The organism is Variovorax raffinosi (genome assembly GCF_051216615.1).
GTDB lineage: Bacteria > Pseudomonadota > Gammaproteobacteria > Burkholderiales > Burkholderiaceae_C > Variovorax.
The window spans coordinates 100,344-119,991 of the sequence record NZ_JBPJZR010000019.1 but is presented as its reverse complement, the minus strand read 5'-3'; the positions used below and the strand labels follow the sequence as shown (position 1 = coordinate 119,991).

21 protein-coding genes are annotated in these 19,648 nt (G+C 67.2%); 9 read left to right on the top strand and 12 right to left on the bottom strand.

Going from position 1 to position 19,648, the window contains the following annotated elements:
* Positions 1–44: 44 nt before the first annotated feature.
* The 5 genes from ACSFB7_RS35170 to ACSFB7_RS35150 form a co-directional block, all read right to left on the bottom strand.
* The gene (locus ACSFB7_RS35170; protein WP_435476960.1) at positions 45–236 is read right to left on the bottom strand and encodes a hypothetical protein; all 192 of its coding nucleotides are present in this window, start codon (positions 234–236) and stop codon (positions 45–47) included.
* A complete protein-coding gene (gene parC / locus ACSFB7_RS35165) occupies positions 236–2,650 on the bottom strand; it encodes a DNA topoisomerase IV subunit A (RefSeq protein WP_435476959.1) in 2,415 nt (804 codons plus the stop codon). Before parC ends, ACSFB7_RS35170 begins: the two co-directional genes overlap by 1 nt.
* A 34-nt stretch (positions 2,651–2,684) precedes the next feature.
* Complete coding sequence (locus ACSFB7_RS35160; protein WP_435476958.1) at positions 2,685–3,608, bottom strand: lytic transglycosylase domain-containing protein; 924 nt, start codon at positions 3,606–3,608, stop codon at positions 2,685–2,687.
* 14 nt (positions 3,609–3,622) lie between these two features.
* On the bottom strand, positions 3,623–5,620 hold the full coding sequence (locus ACSFB7_RS35155; protein ID WP_435476957.1) for a DNA topoisomerase IV subunit B: 1,998 nt from the start codon (positions 5,618–5,620) through the stop codon (positions 3,623–3,625).
* A 75-nt stretch (positions 5,621–5,695) separates the two neighbouring features.
* Positions 5,696–6,604, bottom strand: coding sequence for a LysR family transcriptional regulator (locus ACSFB7_RS35150; RefSeq protein ID WP_435476956.1), 909 nt, complete (start codon positions 6,602–6,604; stop codon positions 5,696–5,698).
* A 90-nt stretch (positions 6,605–6,694) separates the two neighbouring features.
* On the opposite strand from ACSFB7_RS35150, the gene ACSFB7_RS35145 reads away from it, so the two are divergent.
* The 8 genes from ACSFB7_RS35145 (at position 6,695) to ACSFB7_RS35110 (ending at position 14,159) form a co-directional block, all read left to right on the top strand.
* The gene (locus ACSFB7_RS35145) at positions 6,695–7,897 is read left to right on the top strand and encodes a serine hydrolase domain-containing protein (protein ID WP_435476955.1); all 1,203 of its coding nucleotides are present in this window, start codon (positions 6,695–6,697) and stop codon (positions 7,895–7,897) included.
* A complete protein-coding gene (locus ACSFB7_RS35140) occupies positions 7,890–9,098 on the top strand; it encodes an MFS transporter (RefSeq protein ID WP_435476954.1) in 1,209 nt (402 codons plus the stop codon). The genes ACSFB7_RS35145 and ACSFB7_RS35140 overlap by 8 nt, the downstream gene beginning before the upstream one ends.
* A 109-nt stretch (positions 9,099–9,207) precedes the next feature.
* On the top strand, positions 9,208–10,431 hold the full coding sequence (locus ACSFB7_RS35135; protein WP_435476953.1) for an MFS transporter: 1,224 nt from the start codon (positions 9,208–9,210) through the stop codon (positions 10,429–10,431).
* An 18-nt stretch (positions 10,432–10,449) separates the two neighbouring features.
* Positions 10,450–10,590: a hypothetical protein gene (locus ACSFB7_RS35130; RefSeq protein ID WP_435476952.1), complete on the top strand. Its 141-nt coding sequence runs from the start codon at positions 10,450–10,452 to the stop codon at positions 10,588–10,590.
* 13 nt (positions 10,591–10,603) lie between these two features.
* Entirely contained in the window at positions 10,604–11,173 is a 570-nt protein-coding gene (locus ACSFB7_RS35125) for a class I SAM-dependent methyltransferase (RefSeq protein WP_435476951.1), read from the top strand.
* Positions 11,174–11,252: 79 nt separating this feature from the next.
* Positions 11,253–12,143, top strand: a complete 891-nt coding sequence (gene dapA, locus ACSFB7_RS35120) for a 4-hydroxy-tetrahydrodipicolinate synthase (protein WP_435476950.1) — start codon at positions 11,253–11,255, stop codon at positions 12,141–12,143.
* 142 nt (positions 12,144–12,285) lie between these two features.
* Complete coding sequence (gene bamC / locus ACSFB7_RS35115; RefSeq protein WP_435476949.1) at positions 12,286–13,377, top strand: outer membrane protein assembly factor BamC; 1,092 nt, start codon at positions 12,286–12,288, stop codon at positions 13,375–13,377.
* 5 nt (positions 13,378–13,382) lie between these two features.
* Positions 13,383–14,159, top strand: coding sequence for an MBL fold metallo-hydrolase (locus ACSFB7_RS35110; RefSeq protein WP_435476948.1), 777 nt, complete (start codon positions 13,383–13,385; stop codon positions 14,157–14,159).
* Between the two features lie 75 nt (positions 14,160–14,234).
* On the opposite strand, the gene ACSFB7_RS35105 is transcribed toward ACSFB7_RS35110, so the two are convergent.
* The 3 genes from ACSFB7_RS35105 to ACSFB7_RS35095 form a co-directional block, all read right to left on the bottom strand.
* The gene (locus ACSFB7_RS35105) at positions 14,235–14,489 is read right to left on the bottom strand and encodes a hypothetical protein (RefSeq protein ID WP_435476947.1); all 255 of its coding nucleotides are present in this window, start codon (positions 14,487–14,489) and stop codon (positions 14,235–14,237) included.
* Between the two features lie 94 nt (positions 14,490–14,583).
* Positions 14,584–15,087, bottom strand: a complete 504-nt coding sequence (locus tag ACSFB7_RS35100; RefSeq protein WP_435476946.1) for a hypothetical protein — start codon at positions 15,085–15,087, stop codon at positions 14,584–14,586.
* Positions 15,077–16,219 (bottom strand): JmjC domain-containing protein, encoded by a 1,143-nt coding sequence (locus tag ACSFB7_RS35095; protein ID WP_435476945.1) that lies wholly within the window; start codon positions 16,217–16,219, stop codon positions 15,077–15,079. Before ACSFB7_RS35095 ends, ACSFB7_RS35100 begins: the two co-directional genes overlap by 11 nt.
* Before the next feature lie 14 nt (positions 16,220–16,233).
* On the opposite strand from ACSFB7_RS35095, the gene ACSFB7_RS35090 reads away from it, so the two are divergent.
* Positions 16,234–16,758, top strand: coding sequence for an FKBP-type peptidyl-prolyl cis-trans isomerase (locus ACSFB7_RS35090; RefSeq protein WP_435476944.1), 525 nt, complete (start codon positions 16,234–16,236; stop codon positions 16,756–16,758).
* A 75-nt stretch (positions 16,759–16,833) separates the two neighbouring features.
* On the opposite strand, the gene ACSFB7_RS35085 is transcribed toward ACSFB7_RS35090, so the two are convergent.
* From ACSFB7_RS35085 to coaBC, 4 genes are all read right to left on the bottom strand, one after another.
* A complete protein-coding gene (locus tag ACSFB7_RS35085; protein WP_435476943.1) occupies positions 16,834–17,334 on the bottom strand; it encodes an outer membrane lipoprotein in 501 nt (166 codons plus the stop codon).
* Positions 17,335–17,508: 174 nt separating this feature from the next.
* Complete coding sequence (gene dut, locus ACSFB7_RS35080; protein ID WP_187109024.1) at positions 17,509–17,955, bottom strand: dUTP diphosphatase; 447 nt, start codon at positions 17,953–17,955, stop codon at positions 17,509–17,511.
* The gene (locus ACSFB7_RS35075) at positions 17,956–18,414 is read right to left on the bottom strand and encodes a hypothetical protein (RefSeq protein ID WP_435476942.1); all 459 of its coding nucleotides are present in this window, start codon (positions 18,412–18,414) and stop codon (positions 17,956–17,958) included.
* Positions 18,414–19,637: a bifunctional phosphopantothenoylcysteine decarboxylase/phosphopantothenate--cysteine ligase CoaBC gene (gene coaBC, locus ACSFB7_RS35070; RefSeq protein WP_435476941.1), complete on the bottom strand. Its 1,224-nt coding sequence runs from the start codon at positions 19,635–19,637 to the stop codon at positions 18,414–18,416. The genes ACSFB7_RS35075 and coaBC overlap by 1 nt, the downstream gene beginning before the upstream one ends.
* Positions 19,638–19,648: the final 11 nt, after the last annotated feature.

Genomic DNA, 19,648 nt, shown 5'->3' with positions numbered 1-19,648 from the left:
CGCACGCGCTACCGGGCCACCCGGCACACCGGGTGACTGGTGACTCAGTCGCCGCGTTCCTTGCGTTCGCGGGCGCGGCGCACCTGCCGGGTTTCACCGGCCTGCGAGGCGATGCGCTCCTTCTCGCGCTTCTTCGCTGCTCGCTTCGCGCGCATGCGCCGGCCCAGCACGAAGCTGCCGAGGCCCGTGACAACGGCAATGAAGATTCCGATGACGCTGACGTCGATACCGCCCATCACAGCACCCGCACGATGCTGGTCGGCTTGAAGCCCAGGTCGGCCGCCTTGCCCTTGCGCGCGCGGGTGCCGCGCGCGTTGTTGAGCGTGCGGATTTCCAGCGTCTCTTCGCGCTCCTTGGCGCCCCGGCCGATGCCTTCGATCTTCACGCTGCGCGTGTAGGCCGCGGCGCCTGCCAGCGTGTCCTTGTCTTCGAGGTCGATCAGCGTGAGGCCGCGACCGCCCTTGGGCAGGCTCTTGAGTTCGGTGATGTCGAAGGTCAGGATGCGGCCGCCAGTGGATGCGCAAGCCACGTGCGTGGCCGCGGCCATCGGCTCGGCGCCGCTCGCGCCGCCCACCAGCGAAGGACGGCAGAGCTGTTCGCCCTCGCCCACGTCGATGAAGGCCTTGCCGCCGCGCTGGCGCGACATCATGTTCTCGACCGTCGCGATGAAACCATAGCCGCCGGTGTTGGCCAGCAGCACGCTCGCGCCCACCGGGCCCGCGAAGAAATGCGTGACGTGCGTGCCGGCATCCAGCTCGATCAGCGTGGTGACGGGCTGGCCGTCGCCGCGCGCGCCGGGCAGCGAGGCCACGGGCACGGTGTAGACACGCACGGTCTTGTCCTTGGAGGAGCCGAACACCAGCAGCGTGTCGACGCTGCGGCATTCGAAGGCGCCGTAGAGCGAGTCGCCGGACTTGAAGCTGTACTCGGGCGTGGCCGTTCCCTTTTCTCCGTTCGCACCATTGGCGGCGGCCGCCTTCTCGCTGGCCCAGCCCTTCTGCGCGCGGACCCAGCCCTTCTGCGACACGATCACGGTGACCGGTTCATCGACCACCTTCACTTCGGCGATGGCGCGCTTTTCGGCCTGGATCAGCGTGCGGCGTGGGTCTTCGAAAGTCTTGGCGTCGGCTTCGATTTCCTTGATCAGCAGGCGGCGAAGCGCGGCAGGGTTGCCGAGGATTTCTTCGAGCTTCGTCTGTTCTTCGCGCAGGCCTTTGAGCTCCTGCTCGATCTTGATGGCCTCCAGCCGCGCGAGTTGGCGCAGGCGGATTTCGAGAATGTCCTCGGCCTGACGGTCGCTGAGGTTGAAGCGCGCGATGAGCGCGGCCTTCGGGTCTTCCGCCGCGCGGATGATCGCGATGACCTCGTCGATGTTCAGCAGCACCAGCTGCCGGCCTTCGAGGATGTGGATGCGCTCCAGCACCTTGTTGAGCCGGTGGCGCGAGCGTTTCTCGACGGTGATCTCGCGGAACGCGATCCACTCGGTGAGCATCTGGCGCAGCGACTTCTGCGTGGGCTTGCCGTCGATGCCGACCATCGTGAGGTTGATCGACGACGAGGTTTCGAGCGAGGTCTGCGCGAGCAGCGTGGTGATGAACTCGTCCTGGCTGATGCGCGAGGTCTTGGGCTCGAACACCAGGCGCACGGCGGCATCCTTGCTGGACTCGTCGCGCACCACGTCGAGCATCGACAGCATCGCGGCCTTGAGCTGGGTCTGGTCCGCGCTCAGTGCCTTCTTGCCGGTCTTGACCTTCGGGTTGGTGATTTCCTCGATCTCTTCGAGCACCTTCTGCGTGCTCACGCCCGGCGGCAACTCATTCACCACGAGCTGCCACTGGCCGCGCGCGAGTTCCTCGATCTTCCAGCGCGCGCGCACCTTGAGCGAGCCGCGACCCGTGCGGTAGGCATCGGCGATGTCGCTCGCGCCGCTGATGATCTGCGCGCCGCCCGGGTAGTCGGGGCCGGGCACGATGGCGAAGAGTTCTTCTTCGCTGAGCTTGCCGTTCGACTTGATCAGCGCGACGCAGGCGTCGGCAATCTCGCGCAGGTTGTGGCTCGGGATTTCGGTGGCCAGGCCGACCGCGATGCCGCTCGCGCCATTGAGCAGCGTGAACGGCAGCCGCGCGGGCAACAGGCGCGGCTCTTCGGTGCTGCCGTCGTAGTTGGGAATGAAGTCGACCGTGCCTTCGTCGATCTCGTCGAGCAAGAGGCTGGTGATGCGGGCCAGGCGCGCTTCGGTGTAGCGCATGGCTGCAGCACCGTCGCCGTCGCGGCTGCCGAAGTTGCCCTGGCCGTCGACCAGCGGATAGCGCTGCGAGAAGTCTTGCGCCATGCGCACCAGCGCGTCGTAGGCGGCCTGGTCGCTGTGCGGGTGGAAGCGGCCGAGCACGTCGCCGACCACACGCGCGCTCTTGACGGGCTTGGCGCCCACCGTGCCGTTGGTGCCGCCGAAGCCCAGGCCCATGCGCGACATCGAGTACAGGATGCGCCGCTGCACCGGCTTCTGGCCGTCGGACACATCGGGCAGTGCGCGGCCCTTGACCACGCTGAGTGCGTATTCGAGGTAGGCGGTCTGCGCGTAGTCGGCCAGCGTGAGGGTGGTGTCGCCGTCGGTGGGGCCCGCGAGGTCGAGCGGAGGTTGGGAATCCATCGTCTGTCGTTTCCGGAAGATTTCTGTTGCTTGTTTATTCGGCCATGGCCACCGAAGGCGATGCCGTCGTCGTCGTTGTCGACGCGGCCGGCACTTCGGGCATGTAGGGAGAGCTTGGCACCGCGGCCGGGTCGGGCATGGCGGGCAACGCGGGCATGCGCGTGGGCTGCTCGGGCGGCATGTTGCCGCGCCCGACGGCGCCGCCCATTTCCATGCGGATGCGCCCCGGCGACTTGCCGCCGCCGCTGCTACGGCCCGTCACGCCGGGCTTGAGGTACGCATAGAGCTGCAGCACGGTCTGCACGTAGTTCTGCGTTTCCTTGTAGTTCGGAATCTTGTTGCCCGCGCGCTGCACCGCGCCCTCGCCTGCGTTGTAGGCGGCCAGCGCCAGTTCGATCTGGCCCGGGAACATCGCGATCAGGTCGCGCAGGTAGCGCGAGCCGGCGGCGATGTTGATGCGCGGGTCGAACAGCTTTTTCTCGATGGTCGTGCGCTTGTCCGCCGACACGCCGTAGCGCTGCGCGGTCGCGGGCATCAGTTGCATGAGGCCCATCGCGCCCTTGGGCGAGACGGCCTGTGCGTCGAAGCCCGACTCGGTGGCGATCAGAGCCTGCAGCAGCTCGTAGTCGATGTCGTGCTTGTTCGATGCATCGCGCAACGCGGCCTTGGCGGTCTTGTAGCTGGGCGAGGCCTCGAACAGCGCAAGCAATGTCTGCGACGCCGGCGGCACCTTGCCGTCGAGCTTGCCCGCGCCACGGCCCAGCGGCGAGAGGCCCTGCGCGGTGTCGAAGCTCTGGCCGCCGCGAAAGAAGACCTGGTAGCGCTCGTCGATCTTTTCGGATGCGAAATGCGCGACGCCCTTGCTGTCGATGAAGCCGTAGATGTCAGCGGCGTGCACCAGCCCCTGCTGCATGCAGAGCAGCAAGGCAAGAAGCAGGGGACGCAGAAAAGCTGACATGAATGAAGGAGGCATCAAACATCGATATCGACGTCGTCGGCGCGCAGTTCCATGAGTTCACGCCGCGCCGCCGCCTCGCCCTTGCCCATGAGCTTGGTGATTTCGCCCTGGGTGGAAGTGAAGTCGAAGCGGCCCAATTGGACCTGCATCAGGCGGCGGGTGTCCGGATTGAGCGTGGTTTCCCACAATTGTTCCGCGTTCATTTCGCCCAGGCCCTTGAAACGGCTGATGCTCCAGGCGCCTTCGCGCACGCCGTCTTTGCGCAATTTGTCGAGCGTGGCGGTGAGTTCGCCTTCATCGAGCGCATACACCTTGGAGGCCGGCTTCTTGCCGCGGGCGGGCGCATCGACGCGAAACAGCGGCGGCTTTGCGACATACACGTGGCCGGCTTCGATGAGCTTGGGGAAATGGCGAAAGAACAGCGTGAGCAGCAGCACCTGGATGTGCGAGCCGTCCACGTCGGCATCGCTCAGGATGCAGACCTTGCCGTAGCGCAGGCCGCTCATGTCGGGCGAATCATTCGGGCCGTGCGGATCGACGCCCACGGCCACCGAGATGTCATGGATTTCGGTGTTGGCGAAGAGCCGATCGCGCTCGACTTCCCAGGTGTTGAGCACCTTGCCGCGCAGCGGCAGGATGGCCTGGCTTTCCTTGTCGCGGCCCATCTTGGCGCTGCCGCCGGCGGAGTCGCCCTCGACCAGGAAGACTTCGTTGTGGCTGATGTCCTTGCTCTCGCAATCGGTCAGCTTGCCGGGCAGCACGGCCACGCCGGAGCCCTTGCGCTTTTCGACCTTCTGGCCGGCGCGCTGACGGGTCTGCGCAGCCTTGATGGCGAGTTCGGCGAGCCGCTTGCCGTAGTCGACGTGCTGGTTGAGCCACAGCTCGAGCGCGGGGCGCACGAAGCTGGACACCAGGCGCACGGCGTCGCGCGAATTCAGGCGTTCCTTGATCTGGCCCTGGAACTGCGGATCGAGCACCTTGGCGCTGAGCACGTACGAGGCCCGCGCGAACACGTCTTCAGGCAGGAGCTTCACACCCTTGGGCAGCAGCGAGTGCAGTTCGATGAAGCCCTTCACAGCGGTGAAGAGGCCGTCGCGCAGGCCGCTTTCATGCGTGCCGCCGGCGCTGGTGGGAATCAGGTTGACGTAGCTCTCGCGCACCGGCTGGCCGTCTTCTGTGAAGGCCACGCACCAGTCGGCGCCCTCGCCTTCGGCGAAGTTGTCGGCGTTCTTGTCGGCATGGCCGCTGCCTTCGAACAGCGGGATCACCGGGTCGCCGTTGAGCGTCTGCATGAGGTAGTCGCTCAGGCCGCCCTTGTAGAGCCACTGCTGGGTTTCCTTGGTTTTCTCTACCGTCAGCGTGACGCTGACGCCGGGCATCAGCACGGCCTTGCTGCGCAGCAGGTGCGTGAGTTCGGCCATCGGCAGCGCGGCCGTCTCGAAGTACTTGGCGTCAGGCCAGGCGCGCACGGTGGTGCCCTGCTTGCGCTCGCCGGCTTCGAGCTTGCGGATTTCGAGTGCCTCGATCACGTCGCCGGCGCTGAAGGCCAGCTTGGCCACGGAGCCTTCGCGGTGCGAGCTGACTTCGAGCCGCTTGGACAACGCATTGGTCACCGATACGCCCACGCCGTGCAGGCCGCCCGAGAAGCTGTAGGCGCCGCCCGAGCCCTTGTCGAACTTGCCGCCCGCGTGAAGGCGGGTGTAGACCAGCTCGATCACGGGCGCTTTTTCTTCAGGATGCATACCGAACGGGATGCCGCGGCCGTCGTCTTCGATGCTGGCCGAGCCGTCGATGTGCAGCGTGACCTTGATCTTCTTGCCGTGGCCCGCCAGCGCCTCGTCGGCGGCGTTGTCGAGCACTTCCTGAATGATGTGCAGGGGGTTGTCGGTCCGGGTGTACATGCCCGGACGCTGCTTGACGGGCTCTAGGCCCTTGAGCACGCGGATGGAGCCTTCCGAGTAACCGGACGATGCGGACGATGAATTGGGGGGAGTCTTGGGGGGAGTCGCCATGGGGGCGGATTGTAGTCAGTGGTCTTGAAATAACTGGATACCCATACAGGCATCGCGTCGGCGGCGCGGCGAGATTCAGGAACTTTCCCCGTCCTGCGGCTTGAACATGTGGGCGCCCAGGTGGTCGATCAAGGCCCGCAGCTTGGGCGAGGGGTAGCGCCCGGAAGGCCACAGCACGCTCAGGCCGATCGTATGGGGTCGCACATGGTCGGCCAGCACGGGGCGCAACCGGCCTGCGGCCAGGGCCTCGCGCACGCTGAAATCCGGCAGGCAGGCAATGCCACGGCCGCGCATCGCAAAGCACAGGCGGGTTTCCATGTTGTTGCAGATCATCGAGGTCGGTGGCTTGGCCTCGGTGCCGTCGGGCGCTGGCTTCAGCGGCCAGACCTCGACCTTGCCGGTGGCCGGGTAGCGGTAATGCAGGCAGGAATGGCTTGCAAGGTCGGCCGGGGTGGCCGGCGTGCCGTGGCGCCCCAGGTAATCGGGCGAGGCCACGAACAACTGCGAAAACTCGCCCAGCCGGCGTGCCGAGAGCCGCGAATCGGCGTGCTCGCCGGTGCGCACCACGGCGTCGAAGCCTTCCTCGATGACGTCGACGAGGCGGTCGCTGAAATCCAGGTCGAGTTCGATGGCCGGGTGCTCGTGCATGAAGTCGGCCAGCACCGGCAGCACCAGCGAGCTGACCAGCGGCAGGCTCACCCGCAGCTTGCCGCGCGGGCCGCCGGCGGAGTGCGACAGCTCCTGTTCGGCCGCCTCGATCTCGGCCAGCACCCGGCGGCTGCGCGCCAGGAACAGCGCGCCTTCGGCGGTGAGCGTGATGCTGCGCGTGCTGCGGTGGAACAGGCGCACGCCCAGCCGCTCTTCGAGCCGCGCCACGCGCTTGCCCACGGCCGACGCGGAGACGCCGAGCGCGCGGCCGGCGGTGACGAAGCTGCGGGTTTCGGCCACCTGGATGAAAACGGTAAAGCCGCTGAGGCTGTCCATGGGAATGCTCCATTGCGGACTTCAGGATCCGTATTGAGCGGAACTGTATCCCCCTTTTTCCGCAGTCGCCTTCTTCCTATCGTTGGCGGCATGTCATTCCTCAACGAAATTTCACCCCCTTCTTCCACGCCGGCGACAGCCTGGCGTGGCCCGGATGCATCGCGCATCGACGCGGTCATCGACCGCGCGGTGGCCGACCAGCGACTGGTCGGCGCCGTGGTGCTGATCGCCCATGGCGGGCGCATCGTGCACCGCCGCGCCGCCGGCCTCGCGGATCGCGAGGCCGGCCAGCCGATGCGCGAGGACGCGCTGTTCCGGCTGGCCTCGGTCTCCAAGCCCATCGTGTCGACCGCCGTGATGGTGCTGGCGGGACAAGGCCGGCTCACGCTGGACGACCCGGTCACTCGCTGGCTGCCGGACTTCCGCCCTCGCCTGCATCACAGCATCGGCGGCGGCGAGGCCAGGATCACGCTGCGGCAATTGCTCACGCACACGTCCGGCCTGGGCTATCGCTTCTTCGAGGCCTCGGAGGACGGCCCGTATGCGCGGGCCGGCGTTTCCGATGGCATGGACGGCAGCGGCCTCACGCTGGCCGAGAACCTGCGCCGCATCGCGCAGGTGCCGCTGTTGTTTGCGCCCGGCACGGGCTGGTTCTATTCGCTGGCGACCGACGTGCTGGGCGGGGTGGTCGAGGCGGTTTGCGGCGTTCCACTGTCAGAAGCGATCCGCACCCTGGTGACCGGGCCATTGCAGATGCACGACACCGATTTCTTCGCGCCCCGCAACGACCGGCTGGCCACGCCCTATGTGAGCAGCGATGGAGCGCCGCCCCGGCGCATGGCGGGCCTGACCGTGGCGCCGGCCTTCGAGGGCATCGTGGGCATCCACTTCGACCCGGCCCGGGCCTTCGACACGACGGCCTTTCCCTCGGGCGGCGCGGGCATGGTCGGCAGCGCGGAAGACTTCATGCGCCTGCTCGAAAGCCTGCGTGGCGGCGGCGCCCCGCTGCTGCCCGCGGGGCTGGTGGACGACATGGGTCGCAACCACACGGGCGCCTGGGGTCCGGCCGATGCGCCGGGCTACGGCTTCGGCCTGGGCTTCTCGGTGCTGCACGACCCGCAGGCGGCGCAATCACCGGAATCCGAAGGCACCTGGCGATGGGGCGGCGCGTATGGGCATTCGTGGTTCGTCGACCGTGCACGCGCACTCAGCGTGGTGGCCTTCACCAACACGCTGTACGAAGGCATGTCGGGCCGCTTCGTGGCCGACCTGCGGGATGCCGTCTATGCATGAGCGCGCATCACCACAGGGCGAGCGAACACGGCTGCCGCTTTCAGGCCTGCTCGCGCTGGCGGCCGCCGGCTTCATCACGATCCTGACCGAAGCCATGCCGGCGGGCCTGCTGCCGCAGATCGGCGACAGCCTCGCCGTCACGCCCGCGCTGGTCGGCCAGCTGGTAACGGTGTATGCCATCGGCTCGCTGGTGGCTGCCATTCCGCTGGTGGCCTTCACGCGCGGCTGGCGGCGGCGTCCGCTGCTGATGCTGGCGATCGGCGGCTTTGCCATCGTCAACACGGTCACGGCGCTGTCGACGCACTATCCGCTGACGCTGGTCGCGCGCTTCTTTGCGGGCGTGTTCGCAGGGTTGCTCTGGGCGCTGCTGGCCGGGCACGCGGCCCGGATGGTGCCGCCGTCGATGCAGGGCCGTGCCATCGCGGTGGCGATGCTGGGCGCCCCGCTCGCGCTGTCGCTGGGCATTCCGGCGGGCACGCTGCTGGGCGCGGGCGTGGGCTGGCGTCCGGCGTTCCTGATCATGTCGGCGCTGTCGGTGCTGCTGCTCGGCTGGGTTCGCTGGCAGGTGCCCGACTTTCCCGGCCAGGAGGCGGGGCGGCAGCAGAGTGTGCGGCGTGTGTTCCTGCTGCCTGGCGTGCGGCCGGTGTTGGCGGTGATGCTGGCCTTCGTGCTGGCGCACAACATCCTCTATACCTACATCGCACCGTTCCTGGCGCATGCCGGGCTGGGCGAGCGGGTCGACCTGGTGCTGCTGGTCTTTGGTGCGGCGTCGCTCATCGGCATCTGGGTCACGGGGGTGCTGATCGACCGCTGGCTGCGCGAACTGGTGCTGGCCAGCACGGCTGCCTTCGGGCTGGCCGCATTGCTGCTGGGCACGGCCACGGGCTCGCAGGCGGCGGTCTACCTGGGCGTTGCCGTCTGGGGCGTCGCATTCGGCGGTGCGGCCACGCTGTTCCAGACCGCCTCGGCGCAGGCGGCAGGCGACGCGGCCGACGTGGCGCAGTCGATGGTGGTCACGGCATGGAACCTGGCCATCGCGGGCGGCGGGCTGATCGGCGGCGTGCTGCTGCAAAGCCGCGGCGCGGGCGTCTTGCCGTGGTCGCTGGTGGTGCTGCTGGTTCCGGCGCTGGCGCTGGCCTGGCGGGCCTGCGTGCACGGTTTTCCGGGCGTGCGCGCTGTCGCGGGGGTGACAACACGCTGAGGCCGGGGGCTTTGATGACCGGAGCGCATTGAAAGCACGCCGATAAATCATCAATGGCTTTGGCCACCGGCTCGCCTGCCCGAGCAGGCAAATCGCTACATTCAACGCCATGCAAGCCCCCGCCCCCACTCTTTCGATCAAGCAGGTCCTGATCTGCGGCGCCATGATCGTCACGCTCTCGATGGGCATCCGCCACGGCTTCGGCCTGTGGCTGCAGCCGATCACGCAGGCCCAGGACTGGAGCCGCCAGACCTTCTCGTTCGCGCTGGCGATCCAGAACCTGTCATGGGGCATCTTCGGCGTGTTCGCCGGCATGCTGGCCGACCGCTTCGGCGCGTTCCGCGTGCTGATCGGCGGCTCGGTGTTCTATGCGCTGGGGCTGTTCGGCATGGCGCATTCGCCGACGCCCTTGCTGTTCACGCTCAGCGCGGGCGTGCTGATCGGCGCGGCGCAGGCGGGCTCGACCTATGCGGTGATCTACGGGGTGATCGGCCGGCAGATTCCGGCCGAGCGGCGCTCGTGGGCCATGGGCGTGGCGGCGGCCGCCGGCTCGTTCGGGCAGTTCCTGATGGCACCCATCGAAGGACGTCTGATCGGACACCTGGGCTGGCAGACGGCGCTGGCCGTGCTGGCGGTTCTGGTGCTGGTGATCATCCCGCTGGCCTTCGGCCTGCGCGAGCCGAAGACCGAAGCGCTGGCCGGGCACCGCGAGCAATCGGTGCTGCAGGCCGTGGGCGAAGCCTTCCGCTACCCAAGCTTCGGGCTGCTGATGGCGGGCTACTTCGTCTGCGGCTTCCAGCTCGCATTCATCGGCATCCACATGCCGACCTACCTGCGCGACAAGAGCCTGTCGGCCGACGTGGCCGGCTACGCACTGGCGCTGATCGGGCTGTTCAATGTGTTCGGCACCTACACGGTCGGGCTGCTGGGGCAGACGCTGGCCAAGCGAAAGATTCTCGCGGCCATCTACCTGGCGCGGGCGGTGTCGATCGCGCTGTTCCTGCTGGTGCCGATCTCGCCGCTGAGCGTGTACGTCTTCTCGGCGGCCATGGGCTTCCTGTGGCTGTCCACCGTGCCCGCGACCAATGCGATCGTGGCGGGCATCTTCGGCGTGGCGCATCTGTCGATGCTCAGCGGCTTCGTGTTCCTGAGCCACCAGGTGGGCTCGTTCCTGGGCGTGTGGCTCGGCGGCTTTCTGTATGACACGACGGGCAGCTACAACATCGTCTGGTACATCTCGATCGCGCTGGGCGTGTTCGCGGCGCTGATCAACCTGCCGGTGAAGGAAAGCGCGATTGCGCGGTCGCCGGGGCCGGTGGGCGCCTCGGCCTGATTTCGTACAACGGCAGCCATGACACCGCAAATGCGCCACCACATCGTCCACGCGGGCTGGCTCGCCGCCGCGCTGGTGGTGCTGGGCGGCGTGTTCGCGCTTTATGTGCACCCGGCCTTTCTCGTGACGCTGGTCGACCAGATCTGGTCCTGCTTCTGAATTCCGATCCGCCATGAAAGATGCAGCGCCGATGCACGGCTCGAACGCCCCTTCCGACTGGATCGTCCGCTGGTCGCACCTGCTCGCACCCGAAGCCACCGTGCTCGACGTGGCCTGCGGTTCGGGGCGGCACATGCGGTGGTTTGCAGGGCGCGGACATGCTGTCACCGGTGTCGACCGGTCGCCCGAAGCCATCGAGGCGGCCGGCGCCTTCGGCCACGCCGTCATGGCCGACATCGAATCGGGGCCCTGGCCCTTTGCCGGTCAGACCTTCGGCGCAGTGATCGTCACCCATTACCTCTGGCGCCCGCGACTGGCCGACATCGTGGCTGCGGTGGCGCCGGGCGGTGTGCTGCTCTACGAGACCTTCGCCGCCGGCAACGAAACCGTGGGAAAACCCTCGCGCGCCGACTTCCTGCTGCAACCCGGCGAACTGCTGGCCGCCTGCGCCGGCCTGCGCGTGGTGGCCTACGAGGACGGCTTCATGGCCGAACCGCCACGCTTCGTACAGCGTATTGCCACGATCCGCCCCAACGCCCCCACCGCCAGCGAGCCTCCCCGCCACCTCCTTAAGGGAAACTGAGGGGTCCCGGGGCGGCTGTCTTGCAGGGCCCCGGAGTAAGTAGAATCGGCGCTTTCGTCCACCGACAAAGAGATTCCCCTTGGAGCAACTGACAGGCAGCATCGTCGCTCTCGTCACGCCGATGCACGACGACGGCAGTGTCGACTACCCCGCCCTTCGGCGGCTCATCGATTGGCACATTGACGAAGGCACCGATTGCCTCGGCGTGGTCGGCACCACCGGCGAATCGCCGACGGTCGATGTCGAAGAGCACTGCGAAATCATCCGCGTCTCGGTCGAGCAGGCCAAGGGCCGCGTTCCCGTGATGGCCGGCTGCGGCGCCAACTCGACCAAGGAAGCCATCGAGCTGGCCAAGTTCGCCAAGGGCGTGGGCGCCAATTCGCAACTGCAGGTCGTGCCGTACTACAACAAGCCCACGCAAGAGGGCCAGTACCAGCACTTCAAGGCCATCGCCGAAGCCGTGGGCGACCTGCCCGTCGTGCTCTACAACGTTCCCGGCCGCACCGTCGCCGATATGGCGCACGACACCGTGCTGCGCCTGGCGGAGGTGCCCGGCATCATCGGCATCAAGGAAGCCACCGGCAACATCGAACGCGCCCAGTGGCTCATTCGCGACCTGCCCAAGCACTTTGCCGTCTATTCCGGCGACGACCCGACGGCGGTCGCGCTCATGCTCTGCGGCGGCCAGGGCAACATCAGCGTCACGGCCAACATCGCGCCGCGCAAGATGCACGAGCTGTGCGTCGCAGCGCTGGCGGGCGACGTCAAGCGCGCCATGCAGATCCAGTTCGAGCTGATGCCGCTGCACCGCAACCTGTTCGTCGAGCCCAACCCGATCCCGCTCAAGTGGGCCATGGCCAGGCTCGGTCTGTGCGGCGGCGCCCTGCGGCTGCCGCTCACCGAACTCGGCGAAGCGAGCCGTCCGGCGGTCGAAGGCGCCCTGCGCGCCACCGGCCTGCTCAAGAACTGAGCCCATCTACTCAATTCATCCCCAATCTGCCTTTACCCTGGCCGCAACAAGGTTAAGCAACCTTTTGCCGGAACCGTGCTCTGAGATGGCGGGCACTGCGGCCCCTAGATTGACCGAACCCATTCCAACAAGGAAGACGACGTTGAAGAACCTTTCGCAACTTTCGCGATATGCACTGCTGGCCACCCTCGTTGCCAGCCTCGCCGCCTGCTCCGTCCTAGAGAGCGACAAGATCGACTACAAGAGCGCGGGCAAGGCCCCCACCCTTGAAGTTCCGCCCGACCTTTCGCAACTCTCGCGCGACAACCGCTACGCAGTGCCCGGCGGTGCCGTGACCGCCAACGCCTACCAGGCCGGCATCGCCAACGCCCCTGGCCTTCCCACCGCGGTGAGCAACATCGGCGATGTGCGCATGGAGCGCGCCGGCACGCAGCGCTGGATCGTCGTCAACCGCACGCCCGACCAGCTCTGGGACCCGGTGAAAGACTTCTGGCAGGAAAGCGGCTTTCTGCTGACCACCGACCAGCGCAACCTCGGCATCATGGAAACCGACTGGGCCGAGAACCGCGCCAAGCTGCCGCAGGACATCATCCGCGGCACGCTGGGCAAGCTGGTCGACTCGGTCTACTCGACCGGCGAACTCGACCGCTTCCGCACCCGCCTGGAACGCACGCCCACCGGCACCGAGATCTTCATCAGCCATCGCGGCATGCAAGAGGTCTACAACAACTCGCGCCAGGACCAGACCGTCTGGCAGCCGCGTCCCAGCGACCCTGAACTCGAAACCGAATTCCTGCGCCGCCTGATGGTCAAGCTCGGCGTCTCGCAAGAGCAGTCGAAGATCCTGGCCGCAACCACGGCACCGACCAAGACCGCCACCATCGCCAATGTGGGCGGCCAGCCGGTCGTGCAGATCAGCGAAGGCTTCGACCGCGCATGGCGCCGTGTCGGCCTGGCGCTCGACCGCACCGGCTTCACCGTGGAAGACCGCGACCGCAGCGCCGGCGTGTACTACGTTCGCTACGTGACGCCGAACCCCGAGAAGAAGGAACCCGGCTTCTTCGGCAAGTTCTTCAGCAGCTCGAGCAAGGACGAAGCGCCGATCAAGTTCCGCATCTCGGTCAAGAGCCAGGGCGAAGCCAGCACGGTTGCAGTGCTGAGCGAAGCCGGCGTGCCCGAGACCTCGGCCAACGCACAGCGCATCGTCAAGGTCATTGCCGACGACCTGAAGTAACCCGCATGCTGCGCTTCCGAAGCCTCGGTAGCGGCAGCACGGGCAATGCCGCGCTGGTCGAAGCGACCAGCGGCGGCCGCACCTCCCGGATGTTGATCGACTGCGGCTTCGGCCTCAAGCAGCTCGATCTGCGGCTGGCCCAGGCGGGCCTTGCCGCTTCCGACATCGATGCGGTCTTCGTCACCCACGAGCACGGCGACCACATCGGTTGTGCCCACTCGCTGTCGCGGCGCAACCGCATTCCGGTCTGGATGAGCGAAGGCACGTGGCTCGCCACCGGCGGGCGTGATTTCGAGGGCCTGCTGAACCTGGCGCGCGACGACGCCGAGTTTTCTGTCGGCGACATCAGCGTGCAGCCCTTCACCGTTCCCCACGACGCGCGCGAGCCGCTGCAACTTCGCTGCACGGACGGCAATCGCAGCCTGGGCGTGCTGACCGACCTGGGACATGCCACGGCCCACGTGCTGGCCCGCCTGAGCGGCGTGCACGCGCTGCTGCTGGAGTTCAACCACGACAGCGACCTGCTGGCCAATTCGGCCTACCCGGCTTTCCTCAAGCTGCGGGTCGGCGGCAACTACGGGCATCTGTCGAACGCCGCCGCAGCGGAGATCGCGCGAACGGTCCTTCATGACGGACTGCGCCACGTGGTCGCGGCGCACCTGAGCGAGCAGAACAACCGGCCCGACATCGTGCGGCGCCTGATGGCCCAGGCCCTGGGCGGGCAGGAGGCGGAGATGCTCACCGCCACCGCCGCCGAAGGCTCGCCATGGCTGGACGTCTGACCGCAACCTGACTTCACAGCCCCAATGAAAAAGCCGCCTGATGGCGGCTTTTTGCATGGCGGACCGAAGCGCCGCTCAGGGCTTGGGCGCCTCGTTCTTCTTGGCGGCTTCCGTGGCTGCATTCGCTGCATCCAGTGCCGACGAAGCACCAGGCGCCGGGGTGGCAGCCGGATCGGCGGCAGGTGCGGGAGCTGCGGCCGGCGCTGGTTCGCTCACGGGTGCAGGAGGCGGTGTCACGACCGCTGGCGCGGCGTCCTCTTTCTTTCCGCAGGCAACGAGCGCGGCAGCGGCAATCAGCGAGGCAATCAGGACGGACGAGGACTTCTTCATGAGGACTCCTTTGGCAATGAAGGTCTGGAATCAAAAAATTCTAGACCTGCCTACTCGCCTGAATGTGTCTCGCGGCCGCATTCGCGGCATTGGCTTACAAGCCGAGTGTCGATGCAGGAAATGCAGGCCGCCCACGGCGCCAGCACTCGTCGATCGCTTCGCGCAACGCGCGGCGGGCAGCAGGGTCGCTGCCGCTCACGCCCCGGCTGCGCTCGGGGTCGATGCGATGCACGAACCACGAAGGCGTCCAGATCGCGCTGGGCACCTCGGCGCCCGCGGCCTTGCCGGTCGCGCGGCATTCGATGATGTGGTCCCACATGCGGCGCCAGGGCACGAAGCGCGCGTGGCCGCGCTCGAGGATGTCGAAGCGCTGCGCCAGCAGCATGAAGCGGCGGCCGCTGGCCGACCAGGCCTGCAGCGCCTCGATGCTGGCGCGTTCACCCAGCGGCCAGTCGGCGAAGTCGGGGTCGCTGAAGACGATCTCTTTCCAGCCTTGCTGCGCGGCAGCCGAGAGCGCACGCCGCAGGATTGCATCGAAGGCCTCCCGGCCATCGAAGCGGCCTTCGATCAGCGGCTGGATTGCGTCGTCATCCGGCATGCAGCCAACCTGCCCCGCACCATTCACCCAGCAGCGCCAGCGCGCCTTCGCTCGCACGGGCCAACTCGCGCGGGCCGAGTTCGCGCTTGTCGGCCAGGCGGCGCATCAGCGTCGCATCGGCGCCGCCCGCGCGAAAGCTCTCACCGTTGATGTAGACATGCCGGGTGTCGTAGAGCATGCGCGTGCGGCGGTCGAGCGCCACGTGTTGCATCGCGTCGGGCACCTCGCCGCCTTCATCGAACCAGATGTTGGCCTTGGGCTCGGTCAGCGATTCGCCCAGCGCGCGGTCGATGGCATCGGCGTCGCGCAGCGCGGCTTCGATGGCCTTGCGCGCAAAGCCCTGCAGCGCGGCCGGCATGGCGGCCGGTGCATCGACGGCGGGCTGCGCCGGGTCGCGGTAGCGCGCCAGCTCGGCGGGGCCGGCGTCTTCCAGGTCTTCCGAATAGGCCTGCGCCATGCGCGCCAGCAAGTCAGCACCGAGTTCGCCCAGGGCAGACGAACGCAGGCCGATGGAACAGGTCATGCAGTCGTCGCCCACGGCCACGCCGTCGTGGGCGTATTTCGGCGGCAGGTAGAGCATGTCGCCCGGCTCCAGCACGAAGGTCTGCTCGGGCTCGAAGTTCTCGAGGATCTTGAGCGGAACGCCGGGCTGCAGGCTCAGGTCGCTTTGCTTGCCGATCGACCAGCGGCGGCGGCCCTGCGCCTGCAGCAGGAACACGTCGTAGCTGTCGAAATGCGCGCCGACACCGCCGGTGTCGCTCGCGTAGCTGATCATCAGGTCGTCGAGCCGGGCATCGGGCAGAAAGCGGAACTGGCGCAGCAGCTCGTGCACGCCCTCGTGATGCAGGTCGACCCCCTGCACCAGCAAGGTCCAGGCCGGCTGCTTCAGCGGCGGCAAGGCGCGCCGGGGCAGCGGCCCGTGCTTCAGTGACCAACCGGTCTTGCCCTGGCGGATCAGGCGCGACTCGACCCCTTCACGTTCGGCCAGCGCAAACAACGCATTGCGATCGATCGGTGGCACCATGGCGGGAATGGCCTGGCGAACCAGCAAGGGCTTCTTCTGCCAGTACTGCCGCATGAACTGCGCGGCACTCAGGCCGCCGAGCAACGGCAGCGGTTGTGTAATCTCCATGGGAGAATTCTGCAATGGAAATCTCTGAACAATGCGTGGTCGGCTTGACCTGGACCATGAAAGACACGCTCGGCGACGTGCTGGACGTGCTCGATGAGCCGGTGGAATTCATGGTAGGCGGCGACGATCTCTTCGACGTGATCGAGGCCGTCCTGCAAGGCCATGAGCCCGGCGCCCGCGTGCAATTGCAGGTCGAACCCGAACAGGGCTTCGGCGACTTCAACGACCAGCTGCTCTTTCTGGAGCCGCGCTCGCTGTTTCCCGAAGGCACCGAAGAGGGCATGACCTTCGACGGCTCCGCCCTGCCCAAGGGCGTGAGCGACGCCATCCCCAAGGACGCGATCTACACCGTGGCCGAGGTCTACCCCGACCACCTGGTGCTCGACGGCAACCATCCGCTGGCGGGCATTGCGATCCGGCTCGACATCACGGTGCGCTCGGTGCGCGAGGCGACCGAAGAAGAAGTCGGCCGGGGCACGGCGGGCACGGCCTTCTTCAAGGTGCCGCCGATGGCGCCTGGCAACCAGATGCTGCACTGACGACGGCACACACCATTCACCAAAAAGAAAAAGCCGGGCACTGCCCGGCTTTTTCATGTCCCGCGTACGGGCGCTTTACATGCGCGAGAGCTGGCCGTTGTCGATACGCACGCGGTCGCCGATGCGCAGGTCGCCCGGGCTCTGGACGTCGAAGGCGCGGTAGCCGCCACGGTCGGTCTGCACCGACACGCGATAGCTTTCATAGGCACGCGGCCCGTTCTGCTGCGCCTCGATGTTGTTGCCCAGCAGGGCACCGCCCACGATGCCCAACGCGGTGGCCGCCGCACGGCCGCTTCCGCGCCCGAACTGGTTGCCCACCACGCCGCCGATGACGCCACCTGCGACAGCACCGCCGCCCGAGGTGCCGGTGCCGGCCGTTTCGCTGCGCATCACTTCGATGTTGGCCACCCGGCCGTACTCGACGTACTGCGCTTCGCGGTACTGGATGGCCTGTGGCGGCGCCTGGTAGGGATAGCGCGAGGTCTGGTAGACCGGTGCCGGTGCAACGCACGCCGTGAGCGTGACCAGGGCCAGCACGGAAGCGGTGATGGATACGAAGCGGATCGAGATCTTCATGTTGGGAGGCTCCTCAAATAGAACTGCGCACGGGAAATGCGCCTGCCTGTGCCTAACGCCGCAGCTTTCGCTGAGATGACGCAAAACACATGCTGAAACTTTCGAGCGCAGGGGCGCTTCGGCGGTTCCGTTCTTTACCCCTTGGTTACTCAGGCTCTCTTCAGCTTTCCCTGCTCAGTGCTTGCCTGTGGAGCCGTAGCCGCCCTCGCCGCGTTGCGAAGCTGCAAATTCGGTGACCACACGAAACTGCGCCTGTACCACCGGCACGATCACCAGTTGCGCGAGCCGCTCCATGGGCTCGAGCACGAAGGGCGTGTCGCTGCGGTTCCAGGCGCTGATCTTCAGCTCGCCCTGGTAGTCGCTGTCGATCAGGCCCACGAGGTTGCCCAGCACGATGCCGTGCTTGTGGCCCAGGCCCGAGCGCGGAAGGATCAGCGCCGCGAAGGCCGGGTCGGCCAAGTGGATCGAGATGCCGGTGCCCACCAGTTGCCAGCCATTGGGCGCCAGCGTGATCGGTGCATCGAGGCAGGCCCGCAGGTCGAGCCCCGCGCTTCCGGGGGTGGCATATGCGGGCAATTGATCCACCATGCGCGGATCGAGGATACGGACGTCGACTTTCACTTACTTGCTGCCTTGCTTGTGTTGCTGTTCTCTTTGCTTGCGGGCGGCCTCTTCGAGGACCTGCTGCCACTTGGCGACGCCAGGGGTGAGCTTGACGCCCTTCAATTTCTTGCCGAACCACAGGGCCACGCCCAGTAGCAGGACCAGTGCACTGATCGGCACGCCTGCCGCCCACAGCACCAGGAACACCACCGCGCCGACAACGCCGAGGACCTTGAGCAGCAGTGGGTCGAACGAGGCGCTCTGCGGCGGGGCCTCACCGTTCGATGCTGTTTCGCGCTGCCGCATGGCGGCCGATACCGGGCCCGAGCCCTGCTGGCCGGGCGCAGGCGCCATGCCGACGTCGAGCCCCGGCTCGCCAGGCTGTGTCGCGCGCTTGGGCAGCGCGGCACGGGCCGCGAGCTGCTCCACGTAGCGGGCAAAGTCGCCATTGGGCGGTGTGTTCGATTCGGTGTTCATCAGACCCTCCAGTCGGGAAGCCGTGCGGCGATCTCGGTCATCAACTCGCGCGCCAGCGTGAGCTTGGGCGCACGCGGCAATTCGCGCACGCCGTTGGCGTCCACCAGCAGCAAGGCGTTGTCGTCCTGCCCGAAGGTCAGCGGGCCGATGTTGCCGACCAGCAGCGGAATGCCCTTGCGCTCGCGCTTGGCCTTGGCGTGCGCGGCGAGGTTCTCGCTCTCGGCCGCGAAGCCGACGCAGAACAGTTTTTTGGCCTGGGCGCGTTCGCTCTTGGCGACCGTGAGGAGGATGTCTGCGTTCTCGACGAAGTGAAGCACCGGCGTCTTGCCGCTGCCGTCCTTCTTGATCTTCTGCTCGCTGTGCGTGGCCGGGCGCCAGTCGGCAACAGCGGCCGTCGCTACAAAAATGCTAGCACTCTGCGCAGCACGGACAGTCGCTTCGAGCATGTCTTGCGCCGAAAGCACGTCGACGCGCGTCACGCCACGCGGCGTGGTCAGGTGCACCGGGCCGGCCACCAGCGTGACCTCGGCACCCGCCTCGCGGGCCGCGCGGGCGATGGCAAAACCCATCTTGCCGGACGAATGGTTGGTGATGCCGCGGATCGGGTCGAGCGACTCGAAGGTCGGGCCCGCGGTGACCAGCACCTTCTGCCCCGCCAGCAGCTTGGGCTGGAAAAAGGCTGTGACGTCTTCGAGCAGTTGCGCCGGTTCGAGCATGCGCCCGTCGCCGGTTTCGCCGCAGGCCTGCCAGCCGCTGCCCACGCCCAGCACGGTCGCGCCATCGGCCGACACCTGCATCAGGTTGCGCTGGGTGGCGGGATGGGCCCACATCTCGCGGTTCATGGCCGGTGCGATCAGCAGCGGCACGCGGTCGGTCGGGCGGGCCAGGCACATCAGGCTCAACAGGTCGTCGGAGCGGCCCTGCACCAGCCGCGCGATGAAGTCGGCGCTGCAGGGCGCCAGCACGATCGCATCGGCCTCGCGGCTCAGGTTGATGTGCGGCATGTTGTTGGGCTCGCGGGTGTCCCACTGCGAGGTGTAGACGGTACGGCCCGAAAGCGCCTGCATGGTCACCGGTGTGATGAACTGCTCCGCCGCTTCCGTCATGACGACCTGGACCGTGGCACCGGCCTTCACGAACAGACGGCATAGCTCGGCCGACTTGTAGCAGGCAATGCCGCCTGTGAGACCGAGGACGATGTGTTTGCCGGCGAGATCTTGCATGGCCCGTATTG